The following is a 21861-nucleotide window of genomic DNA, read 5'->3' as shown; positions in this document are numbered from 1 at the left end:
ATAACAAAGGGTTAGGGTGTGGTTACCCGTGAGTGATAGTTACTTAGCTACCATTTGTCTCACAAGCTACCTTGTTCGGCGTCACAAAATAGACGATTCTAACTGTGTCGAAGGATGACATGAGACAGAACATTAGGATGATGGCTGTTTCATAAAGTAGGGGATAGGCTCAGGAAGAGTCAGGACAGCATCGGAGCATGCTAGGATGTTTCAGGACGAAACAAGGGACACCTCCAGGACGGAGATTGAGAGCTCGGAAAGGATAACGAGTGGGTCAGGAAGACTAAAGGATCAATATCAGGAAGATATTAGGAAGACTCGTCAGGATGAAAGTTGGACGATGCAAAGGATGGCTGGTTAGGATAACCAAAGGAAAAGTTTTCAGGGATTGAGCAGGGAGCACTTAGGTAGCTGGATTGCTATAAAACGAACCGGGGGCACTGTGCAAACAGTGCCCCCAACTTTTTGTATCAATCTTCTGCTTTCACATTTTCTGCTTTCAACATCTTCTACTTTCAATCGCGCATTTCTCTGCCCAAGCCCTGTTCAGCGGCTCAGGCAGTTCCCTTTTCAATATCTGTTTGCCAATACCTTACCCAATAGCGCCTAAAGCATCTTCTTTACCTTGGCGCTTTGGCAGTAAGAATAAAGTGGCATAGATATCCAGCAGGTAGATTGCTGCCAGCAAGCTAATGGCGGCGGTGAAGGAGACTTGCGACACCAGCATGCCAATCACCAGTGGTCCGAACCCGCCCACGCCGCGCCCGACGTTAAACAAGATATTTTGCGCCGTGGCGCGGACATTGACTGGATAAGTGTCTGATATCAAACCGCCATAGCCGCCAATCATGCCATTCACGAACATCCCCATTACCGCCCCGGCGAACAGCATCGCCGTAGGATCGGTAAGCTGGGCGTAACAGACCACCATGAGTACCGCGCCGATTTGGTAAATCAGGAAGATTTTCCAGCGTGGGAAACGGTCCGCCAGCATGCCGAACAGCCAGATACCAAAGGTCATGCCAATGACCGTCACGGCGGTCCACAGGCCCGATTTAGTCAGCGAGAAGCCGAAGTTCTTCGACAGATAGCTCGGCATCCAGATCATCAGCCCGTAATAGCCAAAATTCTGCACCGAGCAGAGGATCAGAATGCCAATGCTGGCTTTGGTGGTCGGCAGGTCTTTAAACAGCAATTTGACCCGGCTGAACAGCGATTCCGTTGGCGCTTTGCTGGCATGTTTGACGAACTCTTCTGGCTCGCCCATGGTGCGGCGAATCAAGAAGGAGGCGAGGGCAGGCAGTAAGCCGACCAAGAACATGCCGCGCCAGCCAATAACGCCCAGCAGCAGCGGTGTCAGGAAGGCCGCAAGCAAGACGCCAAGCTGCCAGCCCATGCCGACGTAAGCCGAAGCCCGGTTTCGCTTCTCAGCAGGCCACGCCTCGGCGATTAACGCCATGCCAATGCCAAACTCGCCGCCTAGGCCAACGCCCGCCAGCGTGCGGTATGCCAGCAAATCCCAGTACCCCTGAGCGATAGCGCACAGGCCGGTAAATAGGGAAAACATCAAAATAGTGAAGGTGAGAACCCGAATGCGGCCAAAGCGATCGCTGATTGGCCCGAAAATCACGCCGCCGAGCACGGCACCAATCAGGGTCCAAGTGACCAGCGAGCCGCTTTGCGAGGAGGTTAAACCCAGCTCTGTGGCGATAGCGGGCAGCATGAATCCGAGAATTAACAGGTCGAAACCGTCCATGGCATAGCCAGTGACGGAGGCAATCATCGCTTTTGCCGGAGTGGCGTGGGCTTTTTTGGAGTGATGGGCAGGCATAGTCAGCGTCAAGTTATGTAAAGTTGGATTATTTTGCCCGCAGAGCACACTAAGTACCAGTATGAAAAACGAATAGATAAGAATTAGCGTTTAAGCTTAGAAGGGGGCACAGCTGGCAGTTGGGGGCTTACGGCTTCAATGCTATGCTTTGCCACTTTGTGAGAGCCTTTGACGCCCACGAATAATGAATGCAGAGAGAGTGCGATGAGTTCAGAAAGTACAGAAAATCAGGTTCGCCAAATTTTACATGATATTGAACAGGCTATGCGTCAGCTCGACCTGTGGAGCGAAGTGCCACCCGAGGCGGAAGCCTTTGAAAGCGTTGAGCCTTTCTCCGTTGACACCATGAATGCCGAGCAGTGGCTGCAATGGGTGCTGGTGCCAAGAATGTTTGCGTTATTGGCCGCAGAAGCCGATTTGCCGACGCGCTTTGCCATTACGCCATATTTTGAAGTTGCCCTGCCTGATGCTTCCCGCTTGCTGGCCGAACTGCAACGCTTAGACGATTTGCTGAATATAGAAGACTGACATGCTGGAAATTTTGTACCGGGACGAGCATCTGGTGGCGGTGAATAAGCCCGCTGGCATGTTGGTTCATCGTAGTTGGCTGGACAAACATGAAACCGTTTTTGCGATGCAAACGTTGCGCGATCAAATTGGTCAGCATGTGTTTACCGTGCATCGACTGGATAAGCCGACCTCGGGTGTGCTGTTGTTCGCGCTGTCCAGCGAGGTCGCCCGGCTGCTGTCGCAGCAGCTCGAAACTCGCCAAATGAATAAGACTTACCACGCGGTGGTGCGCGGCTATGTGGCTGAAGACGCCACGCTGGATTATCCTCTGACCGAAGAGCTGGACAAGATTGCTGACAAGTTCGCCAACCCTGACAAAGCCCCTCAACCTGCGGTGACGCATTATCGCGTGCTGGCGCAGGTGGAAATGCCCGTGCCGGTTGGGCGTTACGACACGGCGCGCTACAGCTTGGTTGAGCTTAAACCGGAGACCGGCCGCAAGCACCAGCTGCGTCGCCACATGACTCACCTTCGCCATCCGATTTTGGGCGACAGCGCCCACGGCGACCTGAAGCAAAATCGTGGCATGGTCGAGCACTTTGGCTGCCCCGGCTTAATGCTGCATGCCAGCCATCTGCAATTGCCTCATCCGGTGACTGGCGACATGCTGGAGATCACCGCCAAGTGGGATAGTCGCTGGCAAAATCTGGTGGAGCGTTTCGGGTGGCAGGCGCGTGTCCCTGCACTTGAAAGGGTTGAGTTTGCTGCCGACTGCGGTCAGGATAGCTAACCATTTTTCAATGACTTTTAGATTAACGAGGGAATTACACCATGGCTGAGATTGGTATTTTTGTCGGCACCGTTTACGGCAATGCGCTGCTGGTAGCAGAAGAGGCTGAAACTGTTCTTAAGAAGCAGGGGCATCAGGTGAAACTGTTCGAAGAAGGCACATTGGAAGCCTGGCAATATTATCGTCACCATTTTGCCTTGGTAATTACCTCCACCACTGGTCAGGGTGACCTGCCAGACAGCATCGCGCCGCTGTTTGCGGCTATTCGCGATACCGTCGGTTACCAGCCTGAATTACGCTATGGCGTGATTGCTCTGGGCGACAGCAGCTACGACCACTTCTGCGGCGGCGGCCATAAAATGGATGATTTGCTGCAAGAGCAGGGCGCATCGCGTCTTGGCGATTTGCTGGAAATTGACGCCATGGAGACCGCCGAGCCGGAAAGCGTGGCTCTGCCTTGGGTTGAGAAATGGGGTCAGCTGCTGAAGTAAGTTTGTCTTTCGCAGCGGCAATAAAAAAGGTCAGGTTAATCACCTGACCTTTTTTTATATCAACCGAACTCGGCGGGCGTCGAAAACTTATCGGCCGCTGGTCAGTTTTTCCAGATCAGATTCGATCTCGGTGATCTTGTTTGCCACCACGGATTCCAGATGACGCAGGTCATCAAGAATTTTACGTTTCAGATCGACTTCAACCTGATCGCGCTGACAGATTTGATCTAACTCATCAATGACATAGCGAAGATTCGGGCTGATTTCGTGAATTTCTTTATAGCCTTGGCCCGCATTGTCGGCCACGATGGTTTTACGCTGGCGTGGGTACTTAAACTTCACGCTTTTAGCAAAAAACTCGCCTTTATCTTTGCGGAAGTAGATCTTCAGAATGTCGTTATTGGCCTCCTGACGCAGGCTGTAACGATCGATGTCGTCAGGATTCGTAATACCCAAGCTTTTCAGGTTGTCATACATAGCGCCACCTTTATTAGATTCTACTAGGAAGTTGTCATAATGAGCGAAACGACGGCCATTATCATTGATTTAAGGCACAGTTTCCCATGATAAAAAGGGCCGTCATAAAAGGGAATCACATCAATAAAATAGCGGGTAAATTAACCCGCCAAATTGAGTTTAGTCGATGGAACGCAATAACTCATTAAGACCGGTTTTGCCCAAGGTTTTGGCATCCACTTTCTTAACAATCACCGCGCAGTACAGGCTGTATTTGCCATCTTTAGAAGGCAGGTTGCCAGAAACCACGACCGAGCCTGCTGGCACGCGGCCATAATGCACTTCGCCAGTTTCGCGGTCATAAATCTTGGTGCTTTGACCGATGTAAACGCCCATGGAGATCACTGAGCCTTCTTCAACGATCACGCCTTCCACGATTTCAGAGCGCGCGCCGATGAAGCAGTTGTCTTCGATGATCGTTGGGTTAGCTTGCAGTGGCTCGAGAACGCCGCCGATGCCCACGCCGCCGGACAGGTGAACGTTTTTACCGATCTGCGCACATGAACCTACGGTCGCCCAAGTATCAACCATGGTGCCTTCATCAACGAAAGCGCCGATGTTGACGTAAGAAGGCATTAGCACCACGTTACGGGCGATAAACGCACCTTTACGCACTGCCGCTGGTGGCACGACGCGGAAGCCTTCGCGTTTGAAGCGAGCTTCGTCGTATTCAGCGAATTTCATTGGGACTTTGTCATAGAAGCGGTTTTCTGCGCCTTCCATCACTTCGTTATCATTGATTCTGAAAGAGAGCAGCACTGCCTTCTTTAGCCACTGATGCGTTACCCACTGACCATCAATTTTTTCTGCAACGCGCAGTTCGCCGCTGTCGATCTTATTGATCACTTGAGTCACGGCATCGCGGGTTACGCTGTCTACGTTTGTCGGCGTAATGTCGGCGCGACGTTCGAAGGCTTCTTCAATTAGGGTTTGTAGTTGCTGCATCCTGTTCTCTTTCCTGATAGTGGTGTTAAAAAGTTAATATTCTTTGTATCACATTTTATCGTTAGGGTTGAGCGCCTCGGTGAGACGACGCTGAATTTCCTGACGGGTTTTTTTGTCCAGCGCGCGGCGTTCGCCATTTGCCAGAATGAATAAGTCCTCAACGCGCTCGCCGATGGTGGAGATGCGCGCGCCGTGCAGCGACAGCCCCAAATCTGAGAACACTTCCCCCACGCGAGCCAACAGGCCGGGCTGATCGAGCGCGACCAGCTCCATATAGCTGCGTCTGTCGGTATGGGTCGGCAGGAAGCTGACCTCGGTCGGCACGCTGAAGTGGCGCAGTTTTGGCGAAGGGCGGCGCGCACGCGGCGGCTGATAAGCCTGCGTCATGGACTGCTCCAAGGCGTGGCGAATCACTTCGTGGCGATCCAGCGCCAGCGGGCTGCCGTCCGGCTCAAGCACGATAAAGGTGTCCATCGCCATGCCGTCGCGGTTAGTGAAAATCTGCGCGTCGTGAATGCTCAGGTTGCGGCGATCCAGCTCCCCGGCCACGGTGGCAAACAGGTAAGGACGGTCTGGGCTCCAGATGAAAATCTCCGTGCCGCCGCGCGTCGCCTGTCGGCTGACCAGCACCAGTGGCTTGGTGGAGTCGTGCTCCAGCAGGTGACGGGCGTGCCACGCTAGCTGGTTCGGCGAGTGGCGCAGGAAGTAGTCGGCACGGCAGCGGCTCCAGATGCGGTGCAGCGCCTCTTCGTCGATATTGTCCATGCGCAGCAGGGCCAGAGCCTGAAGGCGGTGATGACGCACGCGTTCGCGCAGGTCCGGCGTGTTCTGCATGCCACGGCGCAGCTGCTTCTCGGTAGCAAAATAGAGCTCGCGTATCAGGCTCTGCTTCCAGCTGTTCCACAGGGTTTCGTTGGTGGCACAAATATCCGCCACCGTCAGGTTTACCAGATAGCGCAGGCGGTTTTCGCTCTGCACTTCGGCGGCAAACTGCTGAATTTCGGCCGGATCTTGAATATCACGGCGCTGCGCGGTGACTGACATTAATAGGTGACAACGCACCAGCCAAGCGACCAGCTGGGTTTCGCGTGAATTCAGCCCGTGCAGCTCGGCGAACTCCAAGACATCTTGCGCGCCAAGAATGGAGTGGTCGCCGCCACGGCCCTTGGCGATGTCATGGAACAGCGCTGCCATCAGCAGTAATTCAGGCTGTGGAAGGCGTGGGTAAAGCTCGACGCACAGCGGATGGCGCGGGCGAGTGGCCTCGTCGGCGAAGCTTTCCAGCTTTTGCAGCACGCGAATGGTGTGTTCATCCACGGTGTAGGCGTGGAACAGGTCAAACTGCATCTGGCCGACAATCAGCCCCCACTGTGGCATATAGGCCCACAGCACGCTGTGGCGGTGCATTGGCACCAGCGCGCGGGAGACGGCACCCGGATGGCGCAGAATCGACATAAACAGGCTGCGCGCTTCGGGGATCATGCACAGCGGCGTTTTCAGATGGCGACGCGCGTGGCGCAGCAGGCGAACGGTGGTGGAGTAAATCCCCTTGATTTCGCGGTGGCGCACCATCAGGTAGAACATGCTGATGATGGTTTCCGGGCGTTGGGTAAACAGCGACTCGTCGCGCAGGTCGATCAGGTCGCCGCGCAGTTGGAAATGCTCATCGAGCGGGCGCGGTTTTTCATTCGGCCCGATAGCCAAAATAGCTTCGTCAAACAGCTGAAGCAGCATCTGGTTAAGCTCGCCGACCCGGCGGGTCATGCGATAGAAATCCTTCATCATCCGCTCGACCGGCTCGTTGCCTTCCCCCTGATATTGCAGCAGTTGGGCAACATTCAGCTGGCGGTCGAACAGCAGACGGTTGTCATAGCGCGGCAGCACCAGATGCAGCGCAAAGCGAATGCGCCACAGGAAGCTCTGGCATTCAATAAGCTCGTTGCGCTCGGCCTTGGTCAGGAAGCCGAAGGCCACCATCTCGTCGAGTGAAGTCGCGCCAAAGTGGCGGCGAGCTACCCATAAAATGGTGTGGATATCACGCAGGCCGCCGGGGCTGCTTTTGATGTCAGGCTCGAGGTTGTAGCTGGTGCCGTGGTAGCGCTGGTGGCGCTCATTCTGCTCGTCAATCTTGGCGCGGAAGAAGGTTGGCGAAGGCCAGAAGCCGTCGCTAAAGACGTGTTTTTGCATGCTGAGGAACAGCGCCACGTCGCCGCAAATCAGCCGAGATTCAATCATGTTGGTGGCGACGGTGAGGTCAGCCAAGCCTTCCAGCAGGCACTCTTCGAGGGTGCGCACGCTGTGGCCAACTTCCAGCTTTAAGTCCCACAGTAGGGTGATGAGTTCACCAATGCGCTGCGCCTGCTCGTCGTTGAGGCGGCGCTGGCTGAGGACTAAAACGTCAATGTCGGAAAGTGGGTGCAGCTCGCCGCGCCCGTAGCCACCGACCGCCACCATCGCGGTTTCCGGCACATCGTCGAAGCCGTAAAAGGTCCACAGGCGCTGTAGCAGATGGTCAATGAACAGGGATCGCGCGTCGACCAGCTCTTCCGCGCGCTGCCCGGCATTAAAAGCATCGGCCAGCCACAGCTGGAACTGCTCCATGTGCTGTTTCAAGCTCTGGCGAGTTAAGTCGTCGTCAGGATAGGTGATAGGGGAGGCGGGCTGCGGGGGAATAGCGCGAAGAGCTTCCGAAGATGGCGGAGTTGTAAGACCTTGTTCAGCTGGTCGTTGTCCAGCAGGTGAATGTTCAATCATATGTGCGCAGCCCATTCTTACAGTAAGAGACAAAAAAGCCGACTTGCGTCGGCTTGATCACCAGATTTAAACCGCCTTCTTCAGAAGGGGATCACTGCTGGTCGTGCGTAATGATATTGGGGATGGTGTCATCTTTACGCAGCGTCATAATTTCACAACCGTTCTCGGTGACCACAATAGTATGCTCGTATTGCGCCGACAAGCTGCGATCTTTAGTTTTTACTGTCCAGCCATCTTTCATGGTGCGAATGCGGTAATCACCGGCGTTAACCATAGGCTCGATGGTGAATGCCATGCCAGCTTGCAGCACCACGCCGCCGTCATCGGCATCATAGTGCAACACCTGTGGCTCTTCGTGGAACACTTCGCCAATGCCGTGGCCGCAGTACTCGCGAACGACGGAGAAGTTTTCCGCTTCGACGAATTTCTGGATCTCTTTACCCAGCGTGCGCAGGCGAATGCCCGGCTTAACCATTTTCAGCGCCAAATAAAGGCTTTCTTGGGTGATGCGGCACAGGCGCTCGCCCAGAATGGTCGGTTTACCGGCGATGAACATCTTGGAAGTGTCGCCGTGGAAACCGTCTTTAATCACGGTCACGTCGATGTTCACGATATCGCCGTCTTTCAGAATCTTGTCTTCGCTTGGGATCCCGTGGCAAACCACTTCGTTAATCGAGATGCAGACTGATTTCGGGAAGCCATGATAATTCAGACAGGCGGAAACGGCCTGCTGCTTATTATTAATGTGATCAGCACAGATGCGGTCTAATTCGCCAGTGCTCACGCCGGGCTTAACGTAAGGTTCGATCATTTCCAGCACTTCAGCAGCCAGACGGCCAGCAACGCGCATTTTTTCGATGTCTTGAGGGGTTTTGATTGAAATTGCCATGGGTGATCCTGCGGGTATCCTGTGTTGACGCCTTTCATTCTGCTAAAACGTCGTCAATAATTAGCTTAGACTTATGGTATCAGCCCTGATATTGCCTGCCAAACTATCATTTTCCGCGAACTAAAGTTCCCAACAAAAGTTGCCGTCAGGTCGTGAATTATGGTATAAAGCGCGCCGGCAATCCGCTACAGCTCTTCGGAACTGAGCGAGATTAAAGCCGAACACTCACTCATATGTGTACTTATTAACGTAAGTAATAACACACACGTATCGACACATTCGCCGGGGTGCTCTGGGAATTCGTTCTACAGGGTCGGCGTTATGGGATACGTGGAGGCATAACCCCAGCATCTACTTATAGAGGTTTTATCATGGCAACTGTTTCCATGCGCGACATGCTCAAGGCCGGTGTACACTTCGGTCACCAGACCCGTTACTGGAACCCGAAAATGAAGCCATTCATCTTCGGCGCTCGTAACAAGGTTCACATCATCAACCTTGAGAAAACTGTTCCAATGTTCAACGAAGCTCTGGCTGAGTTGCAGAAGATCTCCTCCCGTAAAGGAAAGATCCTGTTCGTTGGTACTAAACGCGCTGCAAGCGAAGCGGTAAAAGAAGCTGCACACAACTGCGACCAGTTCTTCGTGAACCATCGCTGGTTGGGCGGCATGCTGACCAACTGGAAAACAGTTCGTCAGTCAATCAAACGTTTGAAAGACCTGGAAATTCAGTCTCAAGACGGCACTTTCGAAAAGCTGACCAAGAAAGAAGCGCTGATGCGCACTCGTGAGCTTGCGAAGCTGGAAAATAGCCTGGGTGGTATCAAGGATATGGGTGGTCTTCCTGATGCTCTGTTCGTCATCGACGCCGATCACGAACACATCGCAATCAAAGAAGCTAACAACCTGGGTATCCCGGTATTCTCCATTGTTGATACCAACTCCGATCCGGATGGCGTTGACTTTGTTATCCCAGGTAACGATGACGCAATCCGTGCAGTTAATCTGTACCTGAGCGCTGTTGCTGCCACTGTCCGTGAAGGCCGTTCGCAAGATCTGGCTGTTCAGGCAGAAGAAAGCTTCGTAGAAGCTGAATAATAAGACAGGCTCCCATATATACCCTAAAGAGTTCGAGTTGTAGGAAGGCGGCAAGAGAGAGAATCCTTGGGAACATAGATAACTATGTGACTAGGGTGAACGAACGTAGCCAACGCACAAACAATTCGAACTATGATGGGTATAGAGCCCTTATTAACCAGGTATTGAATATGTTGGTTAGGGGGCCTTTATTGGCCCCCTTTGCTTATCTTAAATGCGAGAAATATCTCACCGCAAAAGTCTCTTTTGCAGCGAGATAACCGAGGAAAATACAATGGCTGATATTACCGCTGCCCTGGTAAAAGAACTGCGCGAACGTACGGGCGCTGGCATGATGGATTGTAAGAAAGCTCTGGTTGAAGCTGAAGGCGACATCGAGCTGGCAATCGAAAACATGCGTAAATCTGGCGCGATCAAAGCTGCTAAGAAAGCAGGCAACGTTGCTGCTGACGGCGTGATCAAAACTAAGATCGAAGGCAACTACGGTGTGATTCTGGAAGTTAACTGCCAGACTGACTTCGTTGCTAAAGATGCTGGTTTCCAAGCGTTTGCTGACAAAGTGTTGGACGCCGCTGTTGCTGGCAAAATCACTGACGTTGACGTTCTGAAAGCTCAGTTCGAAGAAGAGCGTATCGCTCTGGTTGCTAAAATCGGTGAAAACATCAATATTCGCCGCGTTGCTTCTCTGGAAGGCGAAGTTCTGGGTAGCTACCTGCACGGTGCTCGCATCGGCGTTCTGGTTGCTGCTAAAGGCGCTGACGACGAGCTGGTTAAGCAAGTTGCTATGCACATCGCTGCAAGCAAGCCAGAATTCGTTAAACCAGAAGACGTGTCTGCTGAAGTGGTAGAGAAAGAGTACCAAGTTCAGCTCGACATCGCGATGCAGTCTGGCAAGCCGAAAGAAATCGCAGAGAAAATGGTTGAAGGCCGCATGAAGAAATTCACCGGCGAAGTTTCTCTGACTGGTCAGCCTTTCGTTATCGACCCAAGCAAATCTGTTGGCGAAGTGCTGAAAGAGCACAAAGCTGACGTTATCAACTTCATCCGTTTCGAAGTTGGTGAAGGTATCGCTAAAGTTGAGACTGACTTTGCTGCTGAAGTTGCAGCAATGACTAAACAGTCTTAATTCGTAGTTGATGCTCTGAAATGGAACCGCTGAACACTGGCGGTTCCGTTTTATCCAGCCCCAAATTCCAATAACATTGTGCGCTGTCTCTTTATAACAACGCTATGATGTATAGATTGATTCCCATTACGACTTATTGCTTCTTAGGACAGACACCATGGCTACCAATGCGAAACCCGTTTATCAGCGTATCCTGCTAAAACTCAGTGGCGAAGCCCTGCAAGGCAGCGAAGGATTTGGTATCGATGCAAGCGTTTTGGATCGCATGGCTCAGGAAGTCAAAGAGCTGGTTGAGCTCGGCATTCAGGTCGGTGTGGTAATTGGCGGTGGGAACCTGTTCCGTGGTGCAGGTCTGGCACAAGCCGGTATGAACCGCGTTGTGGGCGACCACATGGGTATGCTGGCTACGGTTATGAATGGTCTGGCAATGCGGGATGCATTACACCGTGCCTATGTGAACGCTCGCCTGATGTCCGCTATTCCGCTGAACGGCGTGTGTGACAACTACAGCTGGGCCGAGGCTATCAGCCTGCTGCGTCACAACCGCGTGGTGATTTTCTCTGCGGGTACCGGCAATCCTTTCTTCACTACTGACTCAGCAGCCTGCCTGCGCGGTATCGAAATCGAAGCCGACGTCGTGTTGAAAGCGACCAAAGTTGATGGCGTTTACTCTGCTGATCCAGTGAAAAACCCAGACGCCACGCTGTACGAACAACTGACTTACCAAGAAGTGCTTGAGCAAGAATTGAAAGTGATGGACCTGGCAGCCTTTACGCTGGCTCGCGATCACAACTTGCCAATTCGCGTCTTCAATATGAATAAGCCGGGCGCACTGCGCCGCGTAGTGATGGGTGAAAACGAAGGTACGCTGATTTCTCGCGGCGAATAATCTTCCCCTGCCACTGCTGGCAAGAGATTCATAAGCAAGTTTGCCAGCCTTGGCTGGCATGAGTATTCACGGACTATACTAATGCTATGGTCTGCCAAGTAACCAGTTCTTAAGGGTTCGCAACGTGATTAACGACATTAAAAAAGATGCTGAAATCCGCATGGAAAAATGCGTTGAAGCATTCAAAAACCATATCAGCAAAATCCGTACTGGCCGTGCTTCACCGGGTATCCTCGATGGCATCATGGTCGACTACTACGGCTCTTCTACGCCACTGCGTCAGTTAGCTCAGGTAACGGTTGAAGATTCCCGTACTCTGGCTATCTCCGTGTTTGACCGCACCGTGAGCGCTGCTGTTGAAAAAGCCATCATGACCTCTGATTTGGGTCTTAACCCATCTTCTGCTGGCGCAACTATCCGCGTTCCACTGCCAGCGCTGACTGAAGAACGTCGTAAAGACTTGATCAAAGTTGTGCGTTCAGAAGCTGAGCAAGGCCGCGTTTCCGTGCGAAACGTGCGCCGTGATGCTAACGACAAAACCAAAGCTTTGCTGAAAGATAAAGAGATCAGCGAAGACGAAGATCGTCGTTCTCAAGACGAAATTCAGAAAATGACTGACATGTTCATCAAGAAAGTTGATGCAGCATTAGCCGAGAAAGAAACCGAGTTGATGGATTTCTAATCCGCAATTTGTTTTCCTCCAAGCGCCGCCTTTGCGGCGCTTTATTTTTTGTGGTCGCTCTCTTTTTTCACCTGCCGTTTAAATCTCATAGACAAGCCGTTAAAGAGGTTTCAGACTAATGCGCATTGCGATCATGCACTGGTTCTTCCGGGTATTTTCATGAAACAACTTACCATCCTTGGTTCGACAGGCTCTGTCGGCAGCAGTACCCTCGCGGTCGTTCGCGCTAACCCACAAGATTTCAAGGTAACTGCACTGGTTGCCGGTAAAAACGTGGAAGTCATGGCGCAGCAATGTATTGAATTCCAACCTCGTTTTGCCTCAATGGCTGATGAAACTTCTGCCAAAGCATTGCGGATCCTACTTGCCGAGCAAGGAATCAAAACCGAGGTGCTGTCTGGCGAGAAAGCGTCTTGTGAGCTTTCTGCTCTGGATGAAGTTGATCAGGTCATGTCCGCCATTGTTGGCGCAGCCGGTCTGTTGCCTACTCTTGCCGCGGTCAAAGCGCGCAAACAGGTTTTGCTGGCCAATAAAGAGTCGCTGATCACCTGCGGGCGCATCTTCATGGATGCCGTGCGTCAAAGCCGTACTCAGCTTCTGCCAATTGATAGCGAGCACAATGCGATTTTCCAGAGCCTGCCAGAGCGTGTTCAGCAGCAGCTTGGCTACGCCTCGTTGGAAGAGAATGGCGTATCGCGCATTATCCTCACCGGCTCCGGTGGCCCGTTCCGCGAATTGCCGTTAGCGGATTTTGCTCAGGTCACGCCAGACCAAGCCTGTGCGCACCCGAACTGGTCGATGGGGCGTAAGATTTCTGTCGATTCCGCCACCATGATGAACAAGGGTCTTGAGTACATCGAAGCCCGCTGGCTGTTTAACGCCTCTGCCGAGCAGATGGAAGTGATTATCCATCCGCAATCGGTGATCCACTCGATGGTCCGCTACCACGATGGCAGCGTTCTGGCGCAGCTCGGCTCGCCGGACATGCGCACGCCAATCTCCCACGCCATGGCTTATCCAAATCGTGTCGATTCCGGCGTAGAAGCCTTAGATTTCTGCCGAATCGGTGCCTTGACCTTCTGCGAGCCTGATTTTACCCGCTATCCGTGTCTGCAACTGGCGATTGAAGCCAGCCGGACGGGGCAGGCTGCCACCACGGCATTGAACGCGGCCAATGAAGTTTCGGTCGCCGCATTCCTCGCCGGGCACATCCGCTTTACCGACATTGCCAACATAAATCGCGAAGTTATGCAGCAATCGGTGGCGAACGAACCGCAATCTGTTGAAGAAGTATTAGAAATTGACCGCGCGGCGCGTGCGTCAGCTCACCAGAAATTGCAAACTTTTGCGTTATGATGTTGCCAGTAGGGCCGTGCGGTAATTTGTTCGCATCACATTGAAATGATATAGTCTGCGCCACCTGACTGCGCCTTCAGTGCTGATACCTGAATCCGCTTACTCGATAAAAACGGTAAACAGTCAGGGCAAGCCGTGCCTGAACAGGAACACGGCTTTTTTGCGCATAGAAATACGCTGGCGGTCAGTTAACATAGTTCTGTCCTAATAAGGAAATGAGTACGCGTTATGTCCCTCGAAAAGCAACAGATATCTGACGCGCCTTGCGCAATGCCACGCCATGTTGCCATTATTATGGATGGCAATGGTCGCTGGGCGAAACTTCAGGGGAAAATGCGCGTTTTCGGCCATAAAGCTGGGGTGAAATCTGTCCGTAAAGCAGTAAGCTTTGCGGCTAATCACCAGCTTAACGCGCTGACGCTTTATGCCTTTAGTAGTGAGAACTGGAACCGACCTGCTCAGGAAGTTTCAGCCTTGATGGAGCTGTTCGTACGTGCACTGGACAGTGAAGTTAAAAGCCTGCACAAGCATAACGTCAGGCTAAAAATCATAGGTGATGTCAGCCGCTTTAGTGCGCGTCTGCAAGAAAGGATCCGTCGTTCAGAAACACTTACAGAAAATAACGACGGCCTTACGCTTAACATCGCTGCTAATTACGGCGGTCGATGGGATATTATCCAGGGCGTGAAAAAACTGGCGAGTCAGGTTGAAGCTGGTTCTTTGCAGGTAGAGCAGATCACAGAAGAAGCCTTAAACAGCACTATCTGTATGAGCGAGTTGGCACCCGTCGATTTGGTGATCAGAACCGGTGGGGAACACCGTATTAGTAACTTTTTGCTGTGGCAAATCGCCTATGCAGAACTTTATTTTACCGATGTCCTCTGGCCTGATTTTGATGAAAACACCTTTGAAGGCGCGCTGAATGCTTTTGCACAACGCGAGCGTCGCTTCGGGGGCACTACACCTATTGGCGCCAATGCGTCCTAGGGAGAACTTTTGCTGAAGTATCGCATCGCCACGGCGTTGATTTTGATCCCCATTGTTATCGCTGCACTGTTTATGCTGCCGCCTCTTGGTTTTGCCATTGTGGCGTTAGTCATCTGTATGTTGGCCGCGTGGGAGTGGGGGCAACTTTCAGGCTTTAAGACGCGCAGTCAGCGTATCTGGCTAGCTGTGCTCTGTGGCTTTGTCCTTATTGCTATGATGCTAAGCATGCCAGCTTATCGTCAGCCAATTTACCTTCCTCAAGTGAGCGGCTCCTTGTGGGCTTCGCTGATATGGTGGATTGCGGCCTTTGTTCTGGTTATTTTCTACCCTAAATCTGCCTCATTTTGGCGCGGATCGCGCATATTGCGCTTGGCCTTCGGTTTATTGACCATTGTTCCTTTCTTTTGGGGTATGGTGGCGCTGCGCCAGTACGGCTACGCGGAAAATCATCACACTGGAGCATGGTGGCTACTGTATGTCATGCTGCTGGTCTGGGGAGCCGACTCCGGCGCTTACCTGTTCGGCAAGTTGTTCGGCAAGCACAAGCTGGCTCCTAAAGTTTCCCCTGGTAAAACATGGGAAGGCGTTATCGGCGGTCTGGTCACTTCGGCCCTGATTTCTTGGTTGTTCGGGCGTTATGCGCCGTTAAATGTTGTTCCTGTCACGCTGTTGGTGTGTTCGGTGATTGCTGCTCTGGCTTCGGTGCTGGGCGACCTAACTGAAAGCATGTTCAAGCGCGAGGCGGGGATTAAAGACAGTGGCAACTTGATACCGGGTCATGGTGGGATACTGGATCGTATCGACAGCCTGACTGCGGCAGTGCCAGTGTTTGCATGCTTAATGCTGCTGGTTTATTAATCCGTCCGAGACGGGATGTCTTCTAAGGGATCGTTAGGAATATGATGAACATACTCTGGAGTTTGGCCGCCTTTATCGTTGCACTGGGGGTGCTAATCACCGTGCACGAATTTGGCCATTTCTGGGTTGCTCGTCGTTGTGGCGTTTACGTTCAGCGTTTCTCCGTGGGTTTTGGCCGCACGTTATGGCGCCGCACCGATAAACACGGGACCGAGTACGTTCTCGCCGTCATTCCCCTTGGCGGTTACGTTAAAATGCTCGATGAGCGTAACGAAACCGTTCCTGACGAACTGCGTCATCAGTCATTCAATAGCAAAACCGTTTGGCAGCGCGCCGCCATCATCAGCGCAGGGCCGATTGCTAACTTCATTTTCGCCGTATTCGCCTACTGGCTGGTGTTTATTATCGGCGTCCCAGCCGTGCGTCCGGTGGTGGGTGAAGTCACCCCACAATCGATTGCGGCACAATCGAATATTTCTCCTGGCATGGAACTTAAGTCAATCGATGGCATCGAAACGCCTGATTGGGATTCAGTTCGTTTGTCTTTAATTGGTGAAATCGGAAACAATCAGACAACTTTAGGTGTCTCACAATTCGGTGCATCTGAAGTCGTTGAGAAAAAGTTAGATTTAACACAATGGCGGTTTGACCCCGAAAAGCAAGATCCCGTTGTCGCGCTGGGTATTATTCCTCGCGGCCCACAGATAGAATCTGTGCTCGCAGAAGTGCAAACCGATTCGGCAGCTCAGAAAGCCGGTTTGCAAGCTGGTGACAGGATCGTTAAAGTCGATGGTCAAGTTTTGGCGAATTGGCGTACTTTTGCCATGCAGGTTCGTGATAACCCGGGCAAGCCTATCGCGTTAGAAGTCGAGCGCGCAGGTTCATCGGTTGATATCACACTGACTCCGGACACTAAGTCGGTGGGCAAGGGTAAGGAACAAGGATTTGCCGGAGTGGTGCCCAAAGTTATACCACTGCCTGATGAGTACAAGACTATCCGTCAGTATGGGCCGTTTGTTGCATTCTATGAGGCCGGGGATAAAACCTGGCAGCTGATGAAGCTCACGGTAAACATGCTGGGTAAGTTAATAACTGGCGACGTTAAGCTGAATAACCTGAGTGGTCCAATTTCAATCGCACAGGGAGCAGGAATGTCGGCGGAATATGGTTTAGTGTACTACCTGATGTTTTTGGCACTTATCAGTGTCAATCTCGGTATCGTGAACCTTTTTCCGTTGCCAGTGTTAGATGGTGGACACCTGGTGTTCTTGGCTATCGAGAAGCTAAAGGGTGGGCCAGTTTCCGAGCGAGTTCAAAACTTCAGTTACCGTATCGGCGCGATAGTGCTGGTGATGGTAATGGGGCTTGCACTTTTCAATGATTTCTCCCGTCTTTAAGGCTGGGGATTAGGTTAGGAAGAACGCATAACAACGATGGCGATCAAAAAGTTGCTCATAGCGTCGCTGCTGTTTGGCAGCGCCACCGTATACGGTGCAGATGGTTTCGTGGTGAAGGACATTCATTTCGAAGGCCTGCAGCGAGTTGCCGTCGGTGCGGCGTTACTCAATATGCCGGTTCGCGTTGGTGATACCATCACTGACGACGACATCAGTAATACTATTCGCGCATTGTTTGCCACTGGCAACTTTGAGGACGTTCGCGTTCTGCGTGATGGTGACACCTTGATTGTTCAGGTCAAAGAGCGTCCTACAATCGCCAGCATCACTTTCTCAGGCAACAAGTCTGTGAAAGATGACATGCTGAAAGAGAACCTGGAGGCTTCTGGCGTCCGGGTTGGCGAAGCGCTTGATCGAACAACTCTTACCAGCATCGAGAAAGGTCTCGAAGATTTCTACTACAGCGTCGGTAAATACAGCGCGTCAGTGAAGGCCGTTGTTACGCCTTTGCCGCGTAACCGCGTCGATTTGAAATTGGTCTTCACCGAAGGTGTGTCTGCAAAAATTCAGCAGATCAACATCGTCGGTAACCACGCGTTCAGCACGGATGAGCTGATTGCTCGATTCCAGCTGCGTGACGAAGTGCCATGGTGGAACGTGGTCGGCGATCGCAAATACCAGAAGCAAAAACTGGCGGGTGACCTTGAAACCCTGCGCAGCTTCTATCTGGATCGCGGTTACGCCCGTTTCAACATCGATTCGACTCAGGTCAGCCTGACGCCAGATAAGAAAGGCATTTATATTACCCTTAACATCACTGAAGGCGATCAGTACAAGCTTTCAGGCGTTGAAGTTAACGGCAATATGGCCGGTCACTCTGCCGAAGTTGAAAGCCTGACTAAGATCGACAAAGGCGAGCTGTATAACGGCGCTAAAGTCACCAAAATGGAAAACGACATCAAACAGATGTTGGGCCGTTATGGTTACGCTTACCCGCGCGTTCAAACTCAGCCTGAAATCAATGACGCGGATAAAACCGTTAAGCTGCACGTCAGCGTAGATGCGGGTAACCGTTTCTATGTGCGTCACATTCGCTTCGAAGGTAACGACACCAGTAAAGACAGCGTCTTGCGCCGTGAAATGCGTCAGATGGAAGGTGCGTGGCTGGGTAATGATCTGGTTGATAAAGGCAAAGAGCGTCTTAACCGTCTAGGCTATTTCGATACCGTTGATGTTGATACTCAACGCGTACCGGGTACCCCAGATCAGGTCGACGTGGTCTATAAAGTTAAAGAGCGTAACACCGGTACCTTTAACTTTGGCGTAGGTTACGGCACCGAGAGTGGCGTGAGCTTCCAGGTTGGTGTCCAACAAGATAACTGGTTAGGTTCTGGTTATTCCGTAGGCATTAGCGGAACTAAAAACGATTATCAGACGTATACAGAATTCACGGTTACCGACCCTTACTTCACCGTCGACGGTGTGAGCTTGGGCGGTCGTATCTTCTATAACGACTTTAAAGCTGATAACGCAGACCTGTCTGACTATACCAACAAGAGCTATGGTGTAGGCAGTACGCTCGGCTTCCCAATCAATGAAAACAACTCATTGCGCTTGGGCCTGGATTACGTCCATAACGACCTGTCCAATATGGAACCGCAGGTAAGTATGTTCCGCTACCTGAACTCTGTGGGTATCAACCCGCCAGTCACCGTGGGTACTGATACCACGTCTGATGCAGACTTCAGCGCGAACGACTTCTTTGCGAACCTGGGTTGGGGTTATAACGACCTTGACCGTGGTTACTTCCCGACCTCTGGTACTAAAGCTAGCCTGAACGGCAAAGTGACAGTCCCAGGTTCGGACAACGAGTACTACAAAATTACGTTCGACTCCACGACGTACTTCCCTCTGAGTGAAGACCGTCAGTGGGTGTTACTGGGTCGTGCTCGTGCGGGTTATGCAGATGGCTTAGGCGGGAAAGAAGTACCGTTCTACGACAACTTCTACGCGGGTGGCTCAAGCAGCGTTCGTGGTTTCCGTTCGAACACCATCGGTCCTAAAGCGGCATACTATAACTGTGCTGCGGGTACTACCTCGTACAGCAATTGCGCTGTTAACAACTCTGACGATGCAGTCGGCGGTAACGCCATGGCCGTGTTGAGTGCTGAGTTGGTAGTACCGACGCCGTTTATCAGTGAGAAATACTCAAACTCAGTACGTACTTCTGTGTTTGTTGATGGTGGTACTGTTTGGGATACTAACTGGAAGAACACTGCGCAAACTGAAGCAGCAGGCGTTCCTGACTACAGTGATCCGAACAACTTCCGTGTTTCTTCCGGTCTGGCGTTGCAATGGCAGTCTCCATTAGGGCCATTGGTGTTCTCGTACGCACGTCCGATTAAAGATTACGATGGTGATAAAGCGGAACAGTTCCAATTTAACATCGGTAAAACGTGGTAACACATTCGCGGCTCTCAATGCTATGAGGGCTGCAATGTTTGAGTTTTTATCAGCTCACGGGCACATCGCCCGTGAAGTTGTTTTATAAGCTCATTCTTATTGTGTAATTATCGTGCCATATGGCACAACGGGTGATGGAAGGAGTTTATAGTGAAAAAGTGGTTATATGCCGCCGGCCTCGGTTTAGTTATGGCTTCTTCAGTAAGCGTCCAAGCTGCTGACAAAATTGCTGTTGTTAACGTCCAGAGCATCTTCCAACAAATGCCAGCACGTGATGCTGTAGCAAAACAGTTGGAAAACGAGTTCAAAGGCCGTGCAACTCAGTTGCAAGCTCAAGAACGTGATCTGCAAACTAAGATGCAGAAATTGCAGCGCGATGGCTCTACCATGAAAGCCAGCGATCGCAGCAAGCTTGAGAAAGACGTAATGGCTCAGCGCGAAGATTTCTCTACAAAAGCTCAGGCTTTTGAACAAGATAACCGTCGCCGTCAGGCTGAAGAACGTAACAAGATCCTGAGCCGTATCCAGGATGCAGTGAAGTCTGTTGCTAGCAAACAAGGTTATGACATCGTTGTTGATGCTAACGCTGTTGCTTACGCAAGCAATGAAAAAGACATTACTGCTGATGTGCTGAAACAGGTTAAATAAACATGTCTTCAATTCGACTGGCTGATCTCGCACAGCAGTTGGATGCACAATTGCACGGTGATGGCGATCTCGTCATCACCGGCATTGCTTCAATGCATTCCGCGCACTCTGAGCAAATCACGTTTTTATCAAACAGCCGTTACCGTGAACAGTTAGCTACCTGCGCCGCAGGGGCTGTAGTGTTGACGGAAGCGGATCTGCCGTTTTGCCGCACTGCGGCATTAGTGGTTAAAAACCCATACCTGACTTATGCCCGTATGGCGCAATTGTTAGATACCACTCCAGCGCCAGCTTCGGACATTGCCGCCAGCGCGGTTATCTCCGACACCGCGACCTTGGGCACCAACGTCTCCATTGGTGCTAACGCGGTTATCGAGTCAGGTGTTGTGCTTGGTGACAATGTTGTCATTGGGGCTGGCTGTTTCATTGGTAAGAATGCAAAATTAGGCGCTGGCACCAAAATTTGGGCCAACGTCTCTATTTACCATCGTGTCGAAATTGGCGAATCGTGCTTGATTCAGTCTGGTACCGTGATTGGTGCTGACGGCTTCGGCTATGCTAATGACCGTGGTAACTGGGTTAAAATCCCTCAGCTAGGTACCGTGCTGATTGGCGATCGCGTAGAGATCGGGGCTTGCACCACGATTGACCGCGGCGCTCTGGATGACACCATCATTGGCAACGGCGTTATCATTGATAACCAATGTCAGATTGCGCACAACGTCGTGATTGGAGACAATACGGCTGTTGCAGGTGGAGTCATTATGGCCGGTAGTCTGAAAATTGGCCGTTACTGCCAAATTGGCGGCGCCAGTGTTATCAACGGCCATATGGAAATTTGTGATAAGGCTGTAGTGACTGGAATGGGAATGGTGATGCGACCAATCACCGAACCTGGGGTATACTCCTCCGGTATTCCGTTACAGCCCAATAAAGTGTGGCGTAAAACCGCTGCGTTGGTAATGAATATCGATGAGATGAATAAGCGCTTAAAAGCTGTCGAGCGTAAAATCGAAGAAGACTAAATTACCGACTACTGTGTTGCTGGAAATTGGCAGTGGATGCCACCTTCCGGCGGCACTCGTTTCTATTTGCGGCCTGCCTAATGATCTTCTTTGGGGATCAAGCAGGCCGTGTTATTGATGCCATCAGTTTTTTTAGACAGGAAGAGTATTTTGACAACTGACACTCATACTCTGCGTATTGAAGAGATATTGGATCTGCTGCCACACCGTTATCCGTTCTTGCTGGTTGACCGCGTGTTGGATTTTGAAAAAGGGAAGTTTTTGCGTGCAGTGAAAAACGTTTCTTTCAACGAACCGTTCTTCCAGGGCCATTTCCCGGGTAAGCCTATCTTCCCTGGCGTATTGATTCTTGAAGCGATGGCGCAGGCCACCGGCATTCTTGCCTTCAAAAGCGTAGGTAAATTAGAGCCAGGCGAGCTGTATTATTTTGCTGCTATTGATGACGCACGCTTCAAACGTCCAGTGTTGCCAGGCGACCAGATGATTCTGGAAGTTGAATTCATTAAAGAGCGTCGTGGCGTTGCTCGTTTTAAAGGTGTCGCAAAGGTAGATGGCGAGATTGCTTGCGAGGCATCAATGATGTGCGCCCGTCGCCGGGAGTCTTAAT

General features: G+C 51.7%; 20 protein-coding genes. 15 read left to right on the top strand and 5 right to left on the bottom strand.

Annotated features, from left to right (window positions below; genetic code table 11):
• Positions 1-592: 592 nt before the first annotated feature.
• Positions 593-1831, bottom strand: a complete 1239-nt coding sequence (locus GEAM_RS14610) for an MFS transporter (RefSeq protein WP_034793512.1) — start codon at positions 1829-1831, stop codon at positions 593-595.
• 204 nt (positions 1832-2035) lie between these two features.
• On the opposite strand from GEAM_RS14610, the gene GEAM_RS14605 reads away from it, so the two are divergent.
• From GEAM_RS14605 to GEAM_RS14595, 3 genes are read left to right on the top strand one after another with little or no spacing between them, the layout of a single operon-like run.
• Positions 2036-2359 carry a YqcC family protein gene (locus tag GEAM_RS14605; RefSeq protein ID WP_034792816.1) on the top strand — a complete coding sequence of 108 codons (324 nt, stop codon included), beginning with the start codon at positions 2036-2038 and terminating at the stop codon, positions 2357-2359.
• A gap of 1 nt (position 2360) precedes the next feature.
• The gene (gene truC / locus GEAM_RS14600) at positions 2361-3131 is read left to right on the top strand and encodes a tRNA pseudouridine(65) synthase TruC (RefSeq protein ID WP_034792815.1); all 771 of its coding nucleotides are present in this window, start codon (positions 2361-2363) and stop codon (positions 3129-3131) included.
• Between the two features lie 41 nt (positions 3132-3172).
• Positions 3173-3622 (top strand): flavodoxin, encoded by a 450-nt coding sequence (locus GEAM_RS14595; protein WP_034792813.1) that lies wholly within the window; start codon positions 3173-3175, stop codon positions 3620-3622.
• An 87-nt stretch (positions 3623-3709) separates the two neighbouring features.
• Here GEAM_RS14595 and GEAM_RS14590 read toward each other — a convergent pair whose 3' ends face one another.
• The 4 genes from GEAM_RS14590 to map form a co-directional block, all read right to left on the bottom strand.
• Entirely contained in the window at positions 3710-4099 is a 390-nt protein-coding gene (locus GEAM_RS14590) for a DUF3461 family protein (RefSeq protein ID WP_034792811.1), read from the bottom strand.
• Between the two features lie 159 nt (positions 4100-4258).
• Entirely contained in the window at positions 4259-5083 is an 825-nt protein-coding gene (gene dapD / locus GEAM_RS14585; RefSeq protein WP_034792809.1) for a 2,3,4,5-tetrahydropyridine-2,6-dicarboxylate N-succinyltransferase, read from the bottom strand.
• Positions 5084-5131: 48 nt separating this feature from the next.
• A complete protein-coding gene (gene glnD / locus GEAM_RS14580) occupies positions 5132-7837 on the bottom strand; it encodes a bifunctional uridylyltransferase/uridylyl-removing protein GlnD (RefSeq protein WP_034792807.1) in 2706 nt (901 codons plus the stop codon).
• Between the two features lie 91 nt (positions 7838-7928).
• Positions 7929-8726, bottom strand: a complete 798-nt coding sequence (gene map / locus GEAM_RS14575; protein WP_034792806.1) for a type I methionyl aminopeptidase — start codon at positions 8724-8726, stop codon at positions 7929-7931.
• Positions 8727-9097: 371 nt separating this feature from the next.
• Here map and rpsB point away from each other — a divergent pair, with 371 nt between their 5' ends.
• The 12 genes from rpsB to fabZ all read left to right on the top strand — a co-directional run bounded on the left by rpsB (position 9098) and on the right by fabZ (position 21860).
• Positions 9098-9823 (top strand): 30S ribosomal protein S2, encoded by a 726-nt coding sequence (gene rpsB / locus GEAM_RS14570; protein ID WP_013574193.1) that lies wholly within the window; start codon positions 9098-9100, stop codon positions 9821-9823.
• A gap of 274 nt (positions 9824-10097) precedes the next feature.
• Positions 10098-10949 carry a translation elongation factor Ts gene (gene tsf, locus GEAM_RS14565; protein WP_034792803.1) on the top strand — a complete coding sequence of 284 codons (852 nt, stop codon included), beginning with the start codon at positions 10098-10100 and terminating at the stop codon, positions 10947-10949.
• Positions 10950-11106: 157 nt separating this feature from the next.
• Positions 11107-11838, top strand: coding sequence for a UMP kinase (gene pyrH, locus GEAM_RS14560; RefSeq protein WP_034792800.1), 732 nt, complete (start codon positions 11107-11109; stop codon positions 11836-11838).
• Positions 11839-11962: 124 nt separating this feature from the next.
• Positions 11963-12520 carry a ribosome recycling factor gene (gene frr, locus GEAM_RS14555; RefSeq protein WP_034792796.1) on the top strand — a complete coding sequence of 186 codons (558 nt, stop codon included), beginning with the start codon at positions 11963-11965 and terminating at the stop codon, positions 12518-12520.
• Between the two features lie 159 nt (positions 12521-12679).
• The gene (gene ispC / locus GEAM_RS14550) at positions 12680-13876 is read left to right on the top strand and encodes a 1-deoxy-D-xylulose-5-phosphate reductoisomerase (RefSeq protein ID WP_034792794.1); all 1197 of its coding nucleotides are present in this window, start codon (positions 12680-12682) and stop codon (positions 13874-13876) included.
• A gap of 228 nt (positions 13877-14104) precedes the next feature.
• On the top strand, positions 14105-14863 hold the full coding sequence (ispU, locus tag GEAM_RS14545) for a (2E,6E)-farnesyl-diphosphate-specific ditrans,polycis-undecaprenyl-diphosphate synthase (protein WP_034792792.1): 759 nt from the start codon (positions 14105-14107) through the stop codon (positions 14861-14863).
• A gap of 9 nt (positions 14864-14872) precedes the next feature.
• Positions 14873-15721, top strand: coding sequence for a phosphatidate cytidylyltransferase (cdsA, locus tag GEAM_RS14540; protein WP_034792790.1), 849 nt, complete (start codon positions 14873-14875; stop codon positions 15719-15721).
• 41 nt (positions 15722-15762) lie between these two features.
• Positions 15763-17118, top strand: coding sequence for a sigma E protease regulator RseP (gene rseP, locus GEAM_RS14535; RefSeq protein WP_034792788.1), 1356 nt, complete (start codon positions 15763-15765; stop codon positions 17116-17118).
• A gap of 36 nt (positions 17119-17154) precedes the next feature.
• On the top strand, positions 17155-19581 hold the full coding sequence (gene bamA, locus GEAM_RS14530) for an outer membrane protein assembly factor BamA (RefSeq protein ID WP_034792786.1): 2427 nt from the start codon (positions 17155-17157) through the stop codon (positions 19579-19581).
• 150 nt (positions 19582-19731) lie between these two features.
• On the top strand, positions 19732-20229 hold the full coding sequence (gene skp, locus GEAM_RS14525; RefSeq protein ID WP_034792784.1) for a molecular chaperone Skp: 498 nt from the start codon (positions 19732-19734) through the stop codon (positions 20227-20229).
• A 2-nt stretch (positions 20230-20231) separates the two neighbouring features.
• Complete coding sequence (lpxD, locus tag GEAM_RS14520; RefSeq protein ID WP_034792781.1) at positions 20232-21254, top strand: UDP-3-O-(3-hydroxymyristoyl)glucosamine N-acyltransferase; 1023 nt, start codon at positions 20232-20234, stop codon at positions 21252-21254.
• A gap of 150 nt (positions 21255-21404) precedes the next feature.
• The gene (gene fabZ, locus GEAM_RS14515) at positions 21405-21860 is read left to right on the top strand and encodes a 3-hydroxyacyl-ACP dehydratase FabZ (RefSeq protein WP_034792780.1); all 456 of its coding nucleotides are present in this window, start codon (positions 21405-21407) and stop codon (positions 21858-21860) included.
• Position 21861 lies beyond the last annotated feature (1 nt).

It is taken from the genome of Ewingella americana ATCC 33852, assembly GCF_000735345.1.
GTDB classification, from domain to species: domain Bacteria; phylum Pseudomonadota; class Gammaproteobacteria; order Enterobacterales; family Enterobacteriaceae; genus Ewingella; species Ewingella americana.
The sequence above is the reverse complement of the archived record's forward strand: the minus strand, read 5'-3'. Positions and strand labels throughout refer to the sequence as shown.

Excerpts from the sequence above, each read along its gene's own strand:
- GEAM_RS14610 (WP_034793512.1), bottom strand. The coding sequence starts at position 1,831 with ATGCCTGCCCATCACTCCAAAAAAGCCCACGCCACTCCGGCAAAAGCG.
- GEAM_RS14605 (WP_034792816.1), top strand. The coding sequence starts at position 2,036 with ATGAGTTCAGAAAGTACAGAAAATCAGGTTCGCCAAATTTTACATGAT.
- truC (WP_034792815.1), top strand. The coding sequence starts at position 2,361 with ATGCTGGAAATTTTGTACCGGGACGAGCATCTGGTGGCGGTGAATAAG.
- GEAM_RS14595 (WP_034792813.1), top strand. The coding sequence starts at position 3,173 with ATGGCTGAGATTGGTATTTTTGTCGGCACCGTTTACGGCAATGCGCTG.
- GEAM_RS14590 (WP_034792811.1), bottom strand. The coding sequence starts at position 4,099 with ATGTATGACAACCTGAAAAGCTTGGGTATTACGAATCCTGACGACATC.
- dapD (WP_034792809.1), bottom strand. The coding sequence starts at position 5,083 with ATGCAGCAACTACAAACCCTAATTGAAGAAGCCTTCGAACGTCGCGCC.
- glnD (WP_034792807.1), bottom strand. The coding sequence starts at position 7,837 with ATGATTGAACATTCACCTGCTGGACAACGACCAGCTGAACAAGGTCTT.
- map (WP_034792806.1), bottom strand. The coding sequence starts at position 8,726 with ATGGCAATTTCAATCAAAACCCCTCAAGACATCGAAAAAATGCGCGTT.
- rpsB (WP_013574193.1), top strand. The coding sequence starts at position 9,098 with ATGGCAACTGTTTCCATGCGCGACATGCTCAAGGCCGGTGTACACTTC.
- tsf (WP_034792803.1), top strand. The coding sequence starts at position 10,098 with ATGGCTGATATTACCGCTGCCCTGGTAAAAGAACTGCGCGAACGTACG.
- pyrH (WP_034792800.1), top strand. The coding sequence starts at position 11,107 with ATGGCTACCAATGCGAAACCCGTTTATCAGCGTATCCTGCTAAAACTC.
- ispC (WP_034792794.1), top strand. The coding sequence starts at position 12,680 with ATGAAACAACTTACCATCCTTGGTTCGACAGGCTCTGTCGGCAGCAGT.
- ispU (WP_034792792.1), top strand. The coding sequence starts at position 14,105 with ATGTCCCTCGAAAAGCAACAGATATCTGACGCGCCTTGCGCAATGCCA.
- rseP (WP_034792788.1), top strand. The coding sequence starts at position 15,763 with ATGATGAACATACTCTGGAGTTTGGCCGCCTTTATCGTTGCACTGGGG.
- bamA (WP_034792786.1), top strand. The coding sequence starts at position 17,155 with ATGGCGATCAAAAAGTTGCTCATAGCGTCGCTGCTGTTTGGCAGCGCC.
- lpxD (WP_034792781.1), top strand. The coding sequence starts at position 20,232 with ATGTCTTCAATTCGACTGGCTGATCTCGCACAGCAGTTGGATGCACAA.